The organism is Neobacillus sp. 114, assembly GCF_030127045.1.
Taxonomy (GTDB): Bacteria; Bacillota; Bacilli; order Bacillales; family Cytobacillaceae; genus Neobacillus; species Neobacillus rhizophilus.
Window position 1 is genome coordinate 5167985 of sequence record NZ_CP126144.1, and the last position, 14165, is coordinate 5182149.

The following is a 14165-nucleotide window of genomic DNA, read 5'->3' on the forward strand; positions in this document are numbered from 1 at the left end:
TCCCCTATTATCTTAACCAACCAGGGTAAAGAAAACTCGCCGATTGGCGAACTCCTTAAGGGCGGTTCATGAGGCGTAGTTGCACTTATACTTTCTTATTAGCCAAACAAAAAACGAAGGGATTACCTCCGTTTTATTATTTGTATGTAACCGAATGAACTATTTGCGTCATTGCTTTCGCTTCTTCTTCAAGGCTTGAAGTTTTCACCTGAGTGGTTATTTTCGCGCCTCCTACACCAACGGTCATTTCATTCATATCATCTTTTAGCTTTTTAACTGTCAAATAACCGAACATTTTATCGTCTATGAATTTCTCATTTGTATCCAGTTTTTTATACTGTTCAACTGTCGTTTTATACACCACATTACTAGATGCGCTTTCCTGTGGATTCACAAACAGAATATAAGTTTTCGAGCCATTTTTTAAAATGATATTATTCGGTGTGGTGTCATCAATTTCATATCCGAACGGAAGGTAAAAATGAATTTTATCGCTTTTTTTCGTCGGCTTCTTTGCTTTCTCATGAAAGGTTGTGTTTACGGTTTTAATTGCGGCTTTACTTTCTTCTTTATAATTCGCATTTCCACATGCAGTTAATAATCCAAGAGATAATAAGAAAATAGTAATGGCTTTAAAGAGTCTCAGGTTAAACTCCTCCTTAGGAAACTGTATACTATCTCCATAATAACTGCCAGAATATTCAAATGACAAGACTTTGTCGAAAAATAGTGTCGAAAATTATAAAAGCGGAAGCGCCTTGACCAGGGGCGACAGGCATAAGACGAGCCGGCGAGGAGGTTGCTTTTTAACCTCCTTGACGGATTGGCTTATGACCCCGAGCCCCTAGGCGCTGAAGCTAGATAGTTTTCGAAGTTCAATGTGCTTTTAATTTTTGCTGATAGGTAAATTGCCCTACTAAAAGTTTCATAACATGCGTAAACATCTCGGCCCGATTGACCATTCCATTCGTAAAGACCCCGACAGCACCTTCCTGCTTGCTGACGTTTTTCTTTTTCGCGTAATCCTCCATAACCGGGCCAAGCTCTTCACCAGCCCTTAATCTTACTGCCACTTCCTCGGGCAATAAAAACCTTGCGCCGCCAGCTACAATCGGCTCCATATCGAGGGTGGCAAGCGCTCCCCAATTGCAAAGCAAAAGCCCATGGTTAGTTTCATGGACGCCTCCCTCAAGTCCGATGCCGATATCGCCATTTCCTTGTTCAAGCGCGCCTTTCGCCCTGTTGATCGCCCCTTTTATTGTTTCTTCGTCAGAGAAGGGCTGCTCGCTAACCCCTGAATGTACGTCTAAAGATATAAATTCTGCCTCCATGTGTTGAAAACTATTTTTGACCGCCGTAATTTTGGTAGGATTTTTTGATCCAATAATAATTTTCATGCTCGTTGCTCCTTTTTAGAAATACAGCAAAGGAGGCATGATGTGACATCACGCCCCCGCAAAATTAGCTGTTTGATTTAATTGTTTCCACAGTTGTTTTGTCACATGCCTTTACTAGCTTAACCAATAATTCCTTAGCCGCTGCGTAGTCATCGACATGGACGATGGAAGCGTGGGTATGGATGTAACGGGAGCAAATTCCGATAACAGCGCTTGGTACCCCTTCATTTGACAGGTGAACACGGCCGGCATCTGTTCCACCTTGTGAAACAAAGTATTGATACGGAATCTTATGCGTCTCGGCCATATCGAGAACAAATTCCCTCATCCCACGGTGAGTTACCATTGACTTATCAAGGATACGCAATAATGTTCCCTTGCCCAATTGACCAAATTCATTTTTATCGCCAGTCATATCATTGGCCGGGCTGGCATCAAGCGCAAAGAAGAGATCCGGCTTAATCATGTTAGAGGCAGTCTGAGCACCGCGCAGGCCTACTTCCTCTTGAACCGTTGCCCCCGAATAAAGAATATTAGGCAATGTTTCATCTTTTAGCTCCTGAAGCAGTTCAATCGCCAAACCGCAGCCATAGCGGTTGTCCCATGCCTTCGCTAAAATTTTCTTTTCATTTGCCATTGGAGTGAACGGGCAAATAGGCAGGATGGCCTGCCCAGGCTTAATGCCGATTCTTTCAGCGTCTTCACGGTTATCCGCCCCAATATCAATCAGCATATTCTTAATTTCCATCGGTTTGTTTTTCTTTGATTCATCCAACAGATGCGGCGGGATGGATCCTACAACACCGATGACCGGGCCGTTTTTTGTCATGACTTGGACGCGCTGGGCGAGAAGTACCTGGCTCCACCAACCGCCAAGCGTCTGGAAACGGATCATTCCATTTTCGGTGATGGCCGTAACCATAAAACCAACTTCATCCATATGCCCTGCGACCATGATTGTCGGGCCGGCTTCATTCCCTCTTTTCACGCCGAAAACACTGCCAAGCTTATCCTGAACTATTTCATCGGCATATTGCGAAAGCTGTTCTTTCATAAATTTGCGGACTAAATGTTCATTACCGGGAGCCCCAGGCAGCTCGGTTAAGGTTTGAAAAAGCTTCAAGGTTTGTTCATTCATATGTAGAAAACTCCTTTAGTCTTTTTATCTCATACTATGTATCATTTTTATTTTACAGAAGTTATAAACAGCTTTCCAATATTTCATTTTTCTATTGGTATTATTATCTTCTTATTTTAAAATACGATATACTGAAAGGAGAAATATTTCTGGCATTTTTTTGAAGAAAAGGGGGCTTTGTGATGAACTGGAAGTCTTTTTTAATCGGAGTATCGGTTGGTATAGTTGGGGGATATGCGGCGAAACAGATTATTTCTCAAAAAACCAAGGTCTCACCTGAAAAGGTGTTAGAGCATGTGAAGGAACAATTTAAACAAAACGGACCAATCAATGGGTCGTGGATACATATGAAAGTGGAGCCTTATGAACAGCATCAGGTGCAATATCAGGTCTATAAGGGCGGTATTTCAAAAAATAATGATGGAAACAACGAACAATATGAATTTATTGCCGATGCCTTAACCGGAACGATTTTGGATATCCGCAAGCTATCTGAGAACTTGGTGTCTTAATGAAAAATAGCCGCATCTTAATGATACGGCTATTTTTCATTAAGCATTAAACTTCCCTTTTAATGCTTTCCGCTATTTTATGATCCGGTCCCCATTTAACAGCCCGGTAAAAGGCATCATGGTAAAAGGTAAACCAGGCATTTTTCTCGAGTGCATATGGAAGCCATTTTTCCTTCGCCCGGATGGAGTCCATTGGATAATCATCATAGGCCATTACCCATAGAGCATTTTGATGTGCGTGGGTAGCCATTAAGTCAGCCATGTGAATGGCTGTTTCGCCTCCATCCTCAATTATAAGGATCGAATGCCCATTGCTGTGCCCTCCGGTGTGAAACATTTGAATCGGCCCCAAGCTCCACGTCTCCTCAAAGGTAACAACCTGCGTTTGTACCGCCTCCCAATTTTCCTTCCAGTATGTATTTTTTGAACGAATATTGGGTTGTCTCATTTCATCCCATTCTATCTTCGATGCTATAATCTGGGCATTTGGGAATGTTGATACGTACTCCCCGTTGACAAGCTTAGTCAATCCGCCAGCATGATCAAAGTGAAGATGGGTCATTAACACATAATCGATGTCTTTCGGGGTTAGACCTATTTTTTCTAAAGAGGCGTCAAGTTCGGATTCCTTCGTAACGCCAAAGTTTCTCAATTGCTTTTCAGTCAATTTTCCGCTGCCAAGTCCAGATTCCACCAGCAGATTTTTTCCATCAAATTGAATTAAGATTGGATCTGTTGGCAATTCAATTTGGTTATTCTCATTCGCAGGGTATTTTCTTGACCACAACGGTTTTGGAACCACACCAAACATGGCCCCGCCATCCAAATTCGTAACCCCTCCTGAAACCCAAGTCAAAGTAACATTACCAATTTTCAATGATTGCATGTTTCCTCTCCTTCCCTTTTCTATAGTTTACCATTACCGGAATTGTATGAAAATTAAAAGAGGACAGTCTTTTTAAGACTGCCCCTCAGTATCATTCTGATATTTCACTTCACAGCGATAAATTCGATTGCCTTTTTCGGAAAATTTCTGTTCATACTCGGTCATGATATTTCCTTCAAAATCACTTTTGTGAAGGTCAAGGCTAAGGAACTTTAATAACAATCCATATTCAGAAAAACTCATTAAGGAATACTCAAACAGACCTTGATTGTCCGTTTTGAAATGAATTTCCCCGCCATCGACGAGAATATTCTCATAAGATTTAAGAAATTCCTTGTAGGTTAATCTTCTTTTTTCATGACGAGTCTTGGGCCACGGATCTGAAAAATTTAAATAAACCCGGTCCACATCATTCTTGGCAAAATATTTATCCAATTCTGCAGCATTGATATTAAGAAGCTTTACATTGGGTAATTCCGCTTCAATCAAACGATCCAAAGCCGCCACAATCACACTATCATATAGTTCAATTCCAATATAATTAATATCGGGATGGGCCTTGGCCATTTCAGTTATGAACCGCCCTTTGCCAGTGCCAACTTCTATATGAAGAGGGTTGTTATTTTCAAACACTTCATCCCATTTCCCTTTGTTTAATTCCGGATTTGGGACTGCATATTGCGGATACTGATCTATTTTATCCTTTGCCCAAGGTTTATTTCTGAGTCTCATTTATTTGCCACTCCTAAAAAATATTATCGTTTAATACATAGCATGCTCATTTTTGTCTTGCAAGTAAAACCGTGATGCTGGTGAATAAATAAAAAAAGAATTCACAACCTAACTGTGAATTCTTTTTTCATTCCCACTTGAAAGGGTGTGCTTTTTATGCCATTAAGTCATCATGACCAAGTAACCTTGCTCAAAGATATATTAAGCAATCATCAAACAGATTGCTGCGGGTCCGTTGCCGAATGTGAACAATTGGAACGATTAATCAAATCCTTAATGGTAAACAATCAGGTTGATCAAAATGTCAAATCTATCTTACAGGAAGTTTACCATTACAGCCAGACAGGAGCGCAAACCGCAGATTTAGACGGGCATATTACAGCCCATCAAGAAAACCTGTCACAATGGGTAGATGATATTGGGCAATTTTCTTAAAGTATGTTCCTTAAGAATTGAATCCACTTATTCATCTCATCCATACGATGTTTATTTTTATAAAATTGGATAGAAGATAAGGTCTGCAATGCCACATACCATTGCATTCTAAGTTTCAAATCGTCGGTTAAGTTTTCCCCGTACATTTTCAGCCAATCCTGCCAATTTTCTTCAGGAATGTACCAATAAAGGAGCATTCCTAAGTCAATGGCAGGGTCCGCAATCATCGCCCCATCCCAATCAATGAGGTACAACTGATTGTCATCTGTCCAAAGCCAGTTATTATGATTGACGTCACCGTGGCAAACGACCTTTTCCTCACAATGAACGTTTTTCGCTTCTTTTTTTAAAAAGCTGAGTGTTTCTTGAAATTCCGGAAGGATTAATAGTTTTTCATCCAGTCCAGAGACCACCGATTGAAAGATCGTTTCAGGCTGCAATGGTGATTTTTCCAGTCTGCTCAGCATTCCAAGCATGGGCTCAGAACGATGAATTTTCTTAAGAAGCTTAGCAACAACCTCTTGATTCATTTCCGTTGATTTCAGTTCCCTGCCTTCAAGCCATTGCTGGGCTGTAATGACATCTCCATTTTCCAATCGTTTTGTCCAAACAAGCTTTGGGACAATTCCCTCTGCCGAAAGTACTGCAAGGAATGGAGACGAATTTCGCTTCAAAAAAAGCCGTTGGTCCTCATGCCTCGCATAAAAGGCCTCTCCGGTGGCCCCGCCGGCAGGAATAATTTCCCACTCTTGTCCTAATATATGTTCCAAAACTGTTCACCTTCAACTTATGCCGTTCTTTGAGGATGGGGCCCTCATCTAAATCAGAAGTAAAACCAAGACGTGCGAAGGTTTTACGAATTATTTTATTAATAAAAAAAAGCTATTGATTAATAGCATACAATAGCCATCTTAATAAATTTTATCTCCTATTGCTATTTTTCGTCAAGTAATCCTGGAAAACTATTTTTTTACTAAAACATTTAACGATATAGGTTCTACCTGAATTTCTCCGCCTTGAAAAACTTTTTTTGCTATAATACCGGCAGTATCTCTGTCGGCTAAAACGCTCCATTCCCCGTTTAGAATACTAACCTTATGAGAAGATAATGAAGGATTTGTGATTACAATAAAAACAGAATCTCCCTGTTGAAAAGAGCATCCCAAAATCGGCGATGGAAGTGGCAACCTGCTTACTTGATTGCGAATTTCTGCTGCTGTTCTTAACCGGAAACAAGGGTATTCTTTTCTGATTTGAATAAGCCCTTTTATATAATCTACATTTTCTTTAAATTGACTTTTGCGATTCCAATCCAGTTGGTTTATGGTATCTGGAGATCGGTAACTGTTACCATCACCTTGTTTTGTTCGAAAAAATTCCTGACCGCTGTGAAGGAAAGGAATTCCCTGCGCGAGAAGAACGATCCCTGTGGCAAGACGATGATACCTCATTCTTACAGCATCATCGACATCCGGCAGACAAGATTGTAGCTTATCCCATAGGGTATGATTATCATGGCATTCCACATAATTGACAGATTGGACTGGTTCATTAAAGATTCCTGCCCCTTTGGCCCTAAATCCAATACTTCCAGTAATCATTTCAAAGGCCGCTTCAAGATATTGTTTATTCCCTAAAGCATATCCTTTATCCAATATATTAAAGGTACTCCCCTTGATGGTATCGCGAAACTGGTCATTGAACTGCGCAATTTCGGGCAGCTTTGCCTGATTTGGGATAATTGCCTTTTTCTGAAAAGGAAGCGGGGTATTTAAGTTCCATCCCTCACCGAGGATGATAATGCCATTTGCATAGCTGTCACATACTTTCCTAACCTCGTTCATCGTTTCAATGTCCAAAATTCCCATTAAATCAAAGCGGAAACCGTCAACATGATATTCCTTCAGCCAGTAGCGGATGGAGTCAACAATAAATTTTCGCACCATTTTCCTCTCTGAGGCAATGTCATTTCCCACACCTGTTCCATTGGCAGGAAGGCCGATTTCGTTGTGCCGGAAGTAGTAGCCGGGAACAATTTTTTCAAAAGAGGATTCTTCACGAATATAGACATGATTATAAACAACATCCATAATGACCCTGAGGCCAATTCGGTGAATTTGGTCAATTAAATCTTTTAATTCGGATATCCGAGAATACGGGTCAGAGGGATTGGTGGAATAGCTGCCTTCCGGAGCATTAAAATGGAGCGGGTTATAACCCCAGTTATACTCTTTGTCTGGATTCCATTCATCAACTCCTGCGAAATCGTGGAAAGGAAGGAGTTCAAGATGGGTAATGCCCAATTCCTTTACATAGGATAGTCCTGTGGGTTCTCCATCCACCCCTTTGGTATTTAGTTCACCAGCACCAAGATATAGTCCTTTATTTTTCGCACCACTTTGAGGGTGTATCGTAAAGTCACGGATATGGGCTTCATAAATGATTGTCTCAACAGGACTGGTCATCGGCGGCACCTCTACCTTTGGCCGCCCTGTTTTCTCTATACTAACAATAACTCCATGCTCCCCATTGGCTGATACCGCCTGGGCATACGGATCCACTGCTTCCCGCCATGTTTTGTTAACCTGTACCAAGAAGCTATATTGATACAATTCCAAGTCGCGATTAATATCTAAACACCATACGCCTCGGTCCCCAAGCTTCATTTTTATAATTTCCGCATACTGGGTGGCGGGGTGGCGTAATTTTAATTTCACTTGCGTGGCAGTCGGAGCCCATAATTTAATTTGGGACCTATCACGTTGATACGTAACCCCCAAATCATTTCCTTCATAATAAAACTTATTATCAAAAGCTTCTGTCCGAATAACTGCCCCTATTTGAAGGTCCGTCCTGCCGCCATGGTCATCAGCAATCACATATTCTTTGCCAAAACAAGTCTCATTAGCTAACCGGCAAGTGTATTTCAGATAATTTTCAATAGGGATTTTATCGATGATGTTCAAAGGACTCTTTTCCGCACCGCAGATTAAAGAAAATGAAGATGACTGGCCATTGCGGTAGGAAAGGGGAAGAAGTATCGTAATAATGGTCATTTCATCCAAGTAGGCCTGAAAGATCCTTTTAATGGATTCCATTCGAGTCCCTCTCTTTCAAATCAACTTCGTCCTTATAGCGCATTCGCGTTAACACTTGTAACGCTTTCGGAACAATCTCTGCCTTTAATGGAATATGTCCAACATGCTCCCCGTCCCCATGAACATAGAGTTTCACATCTGAACGAATTGTTATTGCTCTTCCTTGAAATGATTTTACCTCTTTGAAATAAATATGCTTCCCCCAAAAAACACTGATAAAAACAATTAAAAGCTTCAATCTTGATAACTCATGAACCACTGTAATATCAAGTAAACCATCCTGTGGTTCAGCTGCAGGTGCAATTTTCATTCCGCCCCCATAGAAGGGCTGGTTGGAGACAGTCACAAACCATGTTTGTTTAAATTTATGCTCTTTGCCGTCAATTGATAAATCAATTGTAGAAGTTTTATAACAAAATAGTTCTTTCAGAAGAAAATAAACATAAACCAGACGGCCCAAAGAAAATTTGTTTAGCAGGGCTTTTACCCGCGAATGATTGACCTGATATGCAATTAATGCATCAAATCCAGCCCCCATATTATTAATAAAATATTGCTCGGACTTGTCCTGCATCGTAATTTTCCCGGCATCCATCAATGGAGCATCGCTTTTCATCAGACGGAGCATCACTTTTAGGGCGGCAGCTGGGTCCTTTGGAATTTGAAATCCTCTAGAAAAATCATTTCCCGATCCGCCGGGTATAAATCCCAACGTAATAGTTGGATGGTTAATGATTCCATTCAACACTTCATGAAGTGTCCCGTCACCTCCGACGGCAACGACGATTTTAGAATGGTTATTCTTGGCCGCAATTTGCGCAGCCAGTTTTCTAGCATGTCCAGAATACTCCGTAAAAAAAGCCAAATAAGAAATTTCCTCTGACTTCAACTTCAGCTCAATTTTTCGCCAAATTTTATAACAATGGCCATTGCCGGCTTTAGGATTTATCACAAAGTATAATTCTTTCATATATAACCAACCTTTTTTTATGTTTGTAAAGGAAAAAGTTTAATGGCTTCATATTTCGGTGTTTGGTTGAGATGGGTTTGATATAACACCACTTTTCCAGCTAGAAAAGGGAGTGGTTCGGGCTGAAGCTCTTTCCAAATTGTGAGCTGCTCTTTTTGGAAGGGAACGTCTCCACGCCATTTTCTTGCCATTGTGATATGTGGGCGAAACGGCCTTTTTTCAAGCGCAAATCCAGCTTCCTCACATGCTTGGAATACTTTATTTCTAAGGGCTTGCAGCTCGGGGCTTTCTTCTGTGTCCGCCCAAAACACTCGCGGGGAATCTTTCGCACCGAATATCCCCAGGTCATTAATTTTAAGCGTAAATGCTTGTTCAGATTTTATGGCTGATTTTACATTGTTTACGGAAGCTTCAAGCTTGTCAGCTGGAGCAGCCCCAAGAAACGCCATTGTGATGTGCATGTCCAGATGGTGCACCCAACGCTGGAAAGGAAGCGCTGTCCTTAATTGTTCTATGTGATTTTTCAGAATTCCTTTCGTTTCTTCAGGAATCCTTATAGCATAGAAAAAGTGAGTTTGATATTCCACTGGCTTTTTTCATTCCTTTATTTCCATTTTAGTATTTTTTCTTCTCATTATATCTATTTTGCAACAAAGATTATCCGATATTTTTTACATTGAAATTATTTTTATTTATTATAGAAATTAGAAGTAAAGGAAAGGATGGTCCCTATAGTGAAAGTTGTCAATAATATTGCAGATTTAATTGGAGAAACACCATTAGTCAAACTCAATCGGATTGCTCCTAGAGACGGGGCCTCAGTTTATTTGAAGCTGGAGTATTTTAATCCAAGTAAAAGTGTAAAGGACCGAGCTGCTTTCAATATGATTGCAGAAGCAGAGAAGGCAGGAAAGTTAACTCCGGGTGCAACAATCATTGAGCCGACAAGCGGCAACACAGGAATTGGGCTGGCCATGAATGCAGCGGCACGCGGATATAAAGCCATTATTATCATGCCTGATACTATGACCCAGGAACGCATTAATATTTTAAAAGCTTACGGGGCTGAGGTTGTGCTTACCCCAGGAGATGAAAAAATGCAAGGTGCCATCAGGAAGGCGCAAGAGCTTGCCGCTGAAATACCAAACAGTTTTATTCCGATGCAGTTTGAGAATGAAGCAAATCCCAATGCACATCGGACTTCCACGGCTTTGGAGATTGTCAATGCTGTTAAAGAAATTGGCAAGCCGCTTGGTGCGTTTGTTGCAACAGCAGGAACAGGTGGTACGATTACCGGGACTGGTGAAGTGTTAAAGGAGCATTTTGCTAATATAACCGTTCACGTCGTCGAACCAAAGGGTTCGCCTGTTTTATCAGGGGGCAAACCAGGAAAACACAAGCTTGTCGGAACAAGTCCAGGATTTATTCCGGAGATTCTGAATCAAGATGTTTATGATGAAATTCATCAAATTAGCGATGAAGATGCCTACGATATTGCGCGGAGATTAGCGACGGAGGAAGGAATACTCGTCGGCCCGTCATCAGGCGGAGCCTGCTTTGCCGCTCTACAGGTTGCCAAGCGTTTAACTCCTGATGAAATCGTTATCTGCATCGCATGTGATACAGGAGAACGGTATTTATCGAGTGACTTGTTTCAGTTTTAATCCCTACGGCCTCATGATTGGACAACCCGGTTTACTCTCGGATGAGACGGGTTTACTCTCGCATAAGCCTGATTTACTCTCGGATAAATCAAATTTATTCTCGAAAGCAGATTTTTCTCTAATTTAAAAAGACGTGGACCCTATTTCCACGTCTTTCCCTTATAACTCACCGCATTGTTTTTCAATTTCTTGAGTAAATAAATCCTGTAATCTGCTCGTTAACGGGCCGGGAACCCCGTTTCCAACCTTTTTACCCGCCACTTCAATGATTGGCATAACCTCACCTGTTGTACTTGATAAGAACACTTCATCAGCAGCAGCCAATTCATCCAGCCTAAATGTCTGTTCCTTAACCGAGATATTGTTGGCAGCACAGACCTGTAAAACAACGTCCTTGGTAATCCCTTTTAAAATCAAATTATCCGATTGATGCGTGATAATCACGCCATTTTTCACAATAAAAATATTAGTAGAGCTTCCTTCAGTCACATCCTGTCCACGATGCAGGATTGCCTCAAAGCAGCCCTTCTCAGCGGCCTGTTGTTTGGCAAGGATACTGCCAAGTAAATTTAAGCTTTTTATGTCACAGCGAAGCCAGCGGATATCCTCTGTAAGTATCGTTTTCACACCATTTTTCAAATTCTCAGCCGGCCTTGGAAGCTCCTTCGTATATGCAGTCAGGGCCGGTACCACTTCTTTTGCCGGAAAAGAATGATTACGAGGTGCCACACCCCTAGTAACCTGCATATAAACGATGCCGGTATGCAGCCTATTCTTTCCAACCAATTCCTCCAGCAATTCTGATAATTGTTCTGTAGAGTATGGGAGCGTTATGCCAATACTTTCTGAACTTTTTTCGAAGCGTGCCAAGTGCTCCTTAATGGTAAACATTTTTCCGTTATAGACGCGAATGACCTCATATACTCCATCGCCAAATTGATAGCCGCGGTCTTCAATGTCGACCTTAGCTTCTGACCGGTCTATCAGCGTACCATTTAAAATTGTATAAGTCATATCCAATACTCCTTTTTATACTATTTTACTAATGTTTTCATTCCTAATTATTCTTCCTGAAAATATCTTACCAATATTTTCGTAAAAAACGAAGTCACGGACATCCTATTTACCTTTTTTCTTGAGGTGTTTTTACTAAAAATTCAAAAAATTATCATAATCTAAACATGTATACCCATAACTTATAGTATGAAAATAAAAAAGGAGGCAGAAAATCTTAAAAATTTGAAACCTTGTATGCATTTTTACGTAAACTTTACTATTGTGGTAGAAATTTTCTGAAATTATGGGTACAATATGGTTAGATGTATGACATCTAAGTACCACTTCAATGATTCCAAAAAAGGAGATGTCTGCGCGGAAAAGAAAACTACATATGTTGAAGAATCTTCTTCAAAGAGGCTGTCGGTAGAGGGATTAAGCCATAGGTTTGAAAAAAGGATAGGGAGTGGTTCTTTGAAACCTTCAACTAACCGGATGTTAAACCGCATCAAATGTATCTACATGTTTATCCGCAATAACGGCACTGTCACAACGCAGGAACTTGTAGAGGAATTTGGTATCACTCCTCGCACCATACAACGAGATTTAAATGTCTTAGCCTACAATGACTTGGTAATCAGCCCAAGCCGCGGAAAATGGACAACAACAGAAAAGAAAGTGAAGATGTCATCTTAAATTATCAACTAAAATTCTATATGATCATAAAAACAGCACAGGGGAAAAAATACCCTTGTGCTGTTTTATTTTTTCATCACTTTCGGTCTAGAATTCGCACTAAAATTACTCTACTAGAATAATTTTCTTTTGACAAAATGAGAAAAAATGATATATTAGTATAAAATACTTTAACACTTAAAAGCGTTTAAGTAAAAAAGAAAAAGTAGGTCGGATTATTGTGAAAAAAAGTCAACAGGATTTAAAAAAAGGGCTGCTGCCGAGGCATGTACAGTTTATGGCATTAGCAGGAATGATTGGAACGGGTATTTTTAAAGGAAGCTCTGATACGTTGCATATTGCCGGGCCGAGTGTTGTGATCACCTATTTAATTGGCGGTCTGCTATTATTTATCGTTATGGCGGCTTTGGGGGAAATGGCGCTGGCAAATCCCAATCACAATGTCCAGCATCTTGTCCATAAAGCCTTTGGATTCCGCTTTTCATTTATTGTCGGCTGGCTTTATTGGATTAACTGGATTCTTGTGACCATAGTTGAATTGCTGGCAGCAGGAAGCTTCTTGCAATTTTGGTTTCCGGCTGCCCCACTATGGCTACTAAGTTTTATATGCGCAGCGGTAATAGTCGGGATCAATCTTTTTCAAGTAAAATATTATGGTGAACTTGAATTTTGGTTTGCCGGAATCAAAATCCTTGCCTTAGTAGCATTTATTATATTAGGAGCGTTGCTGATTTTTGGGTTTATTCCAAGCACGGTACATGAACCGTTAGCAAATTATACAGCAAACGGAGGATTTATTCCAAATGGTATTGGCGGGATAATGAGCGCCTTTTTAGTTGTTATGTTTTCATATGGAGGCGCAGAGCTAATTGGAGTTGCCGTTACAGAAACGAAGGACAGCGAACGTGTTCTGCCGCAAATTATTAAAGGTGCCATTTTCCGTGTAATAATTTTTTACATTTTTCCAATCCTTATTATTTGCGGGATTATGCCTTGGAATAGTGTTACCGGGGAAGACAGCCCCTTCGTTCAAGTATTCAGCAGCGCCGGACTGCCGGGTGCGGCCCATATCATGAATTTTGTTTTGTTAACAGCCGTTTTGTCTGCTGCCAATTCTGGCATTTATGCAACTTCAAGGACACTGTTTTCAATGGCCCAAAGTGGTGTAGCACCGAAAGGACTAGCCAGGACATCCGCAAACGGAATTCCTATTGCAGGGATCTCCATTACAAGTGCTTTTATTGCAGCGGGGGTTTATCTTGCGTATTTAACACCCAGCCAGGTCATCAGTTATCTAATGACCATTCCCGGATTTACAATCATGTTAATTTGGATTAGTATTTGCCTTGCGCAACTAAAGCTCCGTCCATATTATAACGAAAAACCGAGATTTCTAGTAAAATGGTTCCCATACACTACCATTTTCGCTGTTATTTCTCTAAGTACCATTTTTATTATATTTTTGCTTAACCCTAACAATTTAATTGGATCAAGTGTTTGTGTAATTACTGTTGGAGTATTGGTTATCCTTTCATTTTTTACACAAAACAAAGGAACTAATCTAAACATAAAGCCATCTAGCACATTTTAAAAGGCAGCCCCAAAAGGTCGTTGAATGACGACTCAATTGGGGCAGCCTTT

15 protein-coding genes are annotated in these 14165 nt (G+C 40.6%); 5 read left to right on the forward strand and 10 right to left on the reverse strand.

Annotated features, from left to right (window positions below; all coding sequences use genetic code 11):
- Positions 1–136 precede the first annotated feature (136 nt).
- From QNN06_RS25345 to QNN06_RS25355, 3 genes are all read right to left on the reverse strand, one after another.
- The gene (locus QNN06_RS25345; RefSeq protein WP_284036174.1) at positions 137–712 is read right to left on the reverse strand and encodes a hypothetical protein; all 576 of its coding nucleotides are present in this window, start codon (positions 710–712) and stop codon (positions 137–139) included.
- A gap of 163 nt (positions 713–875) precedes the next feature.
- Positions 876–1397, reverse strand: a complete 522-nt coding sequence (locus tag QNN06_RS25350; RefSeq protein ID WP_284036175.1) for a DUF84 family protein — start codon at positions 1395–1397, stop codon at positions 876–878.
- 64 nt (positions 1398–1461) lie between these two features.
- Positions 1462–2535 (reverse strand): M42 family metallopeptidase, encoded by a 1074-nt coding sequence (locus QNN06_RS25355; protein ID WP_213144577.1) that lies wholly within the window; start codon positions 2533–2535, stop codon positions 1462–1464.
- 182 nt (positions 2536–2717) lie between these two features.
- Between QNN06_RS25355 and QNN06_RS25360 the strand changes: the two genes are divergently transcribed.
- Entirely contained in the window at positions 2718–3047 is a 330-nt protein-coding gene (locus QNN06_RS25360; protein WP_284036176.1) for a PepSY domain-containing protein, read from the forward strand.
- Between the two features lie 46 nt (positions 3048–3093).
- Here QNN06_RS25360 and QNN06_RS25365 read toward each other — a convergent pair whose 3' ends face one another.
- Both QNN06_RS25365 and trmB read right to left on the reverse strand, forming a co-directional pair.
- Positions 3094–3933, reverse strand: coding sequence for a YtnP family quorum-quenching lactonase (locus tag QNN06_RS25365; RefSeq protein ID WP_213119868.1), 840 nt, complete (start codon positions 3931–3933; stop codon positions 3094–3096).
- A gap of 72 nt (positions 3934–4005) precedes the next feature.
- The gene (gene trmB / locus QNN06_RS25370; RefSeq protein ID WP_213119867.1) at positions 4006–4665 is read right to left on the reverse strand and encodes a tRNA (guanosine(46)-N7)-methyltransferase TrmB; all 660 of its coding nucleotides are present in this window, start codon (positions 4663–4665) and stop codon (positions 4006–4008) included.
- Positions 4666–4821: 156 nt separating this feature from the next.
- On the opposite strand from trmB, the gene QNN06_RS25375 reads away from it, so the two are divergent.
- On the forward strand, positions 4822–5100 hold the full coding sequence (locus tag QNN06_RS25375) for a YtzH-like family protein (protein WP_213119866.1): 279 nt from the start codon (positions 4822–4824) through the stop codon (positions 5098–5100).
- Here the strand turns inward: QNN06_RS25375 and QNN06_RS25380 are convergent.
- The 4 genes from QNN06_RS25380 to thpR all read right to left on the reverse strand — a co-directional run bounded on the left by QNN06_RS25380 (position 5097) and on the right by thpR (position 9755).
- Positions 5097–5870 (reverse strand): phosphotransferase, encoded by a 774-nt coding sequence (locus tag QNN06_RS25380; RefSeq protein ID WP_284036177.1) that lies wholly within the window; start codon positions 5868–5870, stop codon positions 5097–5099. The genes QNN06_RS25375 and QNN06_RS25380 overlap by 4 nt on opposite strands.
- Before the next feature lie 192 nt (positions 5871–6062).
- Positions 6063–8198: a type I pullulanase gene (gene pulA / locus QNN06_RS25385; RefSeq protein ID WP_284036178.1), complete on the reverse strand. Its 2136-nt coding sequence runs from the start codon at positions 8196–8198 to the stop codon at positions 6063–6065.
- Positions 8185–9168, reverse strand: a complete 984-nt coding sequence (locus tag QNN06_RS25390; protein ID WP_284036179.1) for a diacylglycerol/lipid kinase family protein — start codon at positions 9166–9168, stop codon at positions 8185–8187. The genes pulA and QNN06_RS25390 overlap by 14 nt, the downstream gene beginning before the upstream one ends.
- 17 nt (positions 9169–9185) lie before the next feature.
- Complete coding sequence (gene thpR / locus QNN06_RS25395; RefSeq protein ID WP_284036180.1) at positions 9186–9755, reverse strand: RNA 2',3'-cyclic phosphodiesterase; 570 nt, start codon at positions 9753–9755, stop codon at positions 9186–9188.
- Between the two features lie 147 nt (positions 9756–9902).
- Between thpR and cysK the strand changes: the two genes are divergently transcribed.
- Positions 9903–10832 carry a cysteine synthase A gene (gene cysK / locus QNN06_RS25400; protein WP_284036181.1) on the forward strand — a complete coding sequence of 310 codons (930 nt, stop codon included), beginning with the start codon at positions 9903–9905 and terminating at the stop codon, positions 10830–10832.
- 159 nt (positions 10833–10991) lie between these two features.
- Here the strand turns inward: cysK and dat are convergent, their stop codons facing one another.
- The gene (dat, locus tag QNN06_RS25405) at positions 10992–11846 is read right to left on the reverse strand and encodes a D-amino-acid transaminase (RefSeq protein WP_284036182.1); all 855 of its coding nucleotides are present in this window, start codon (positions 11844–11846) and stop codon (positions 10992–10994) included.
- Between the two features lie 456 nt (positions 11847–12302).
- On the opposite strand from dat, the gene QNN06_RS25410 reads away from it, so the two are divergent.
- Together QNN06_RS25410 and QNN06_RS25415 are read left to right on the forward strand one after the other, a co-directional pair.
- The gene (locus QNN06_RS25410) at positions 12303–12524 is read left to right on the forward strand and encodes a DeoR family transcriptional regulator (RefSeq protein WP_173058944.1); all 222 of its coding nucleotides are present in this window, start codon (positions 12303–12305) and stop codon (positions 12522–12524) included.
- Between the two features lie 220 nt (positions 12525–12744).
- Positions 12745–14115, forward strand: coding sequence for an amino acid permease (locus QNN06_RS25415; RefSeq protein ID WP_213119860.1), 1371 nt, complete (start codon positions 12745–12747; stop codon positions 14113–14115).
- Positions 14116–14165 lie beyond the last annotated feature (50 nt).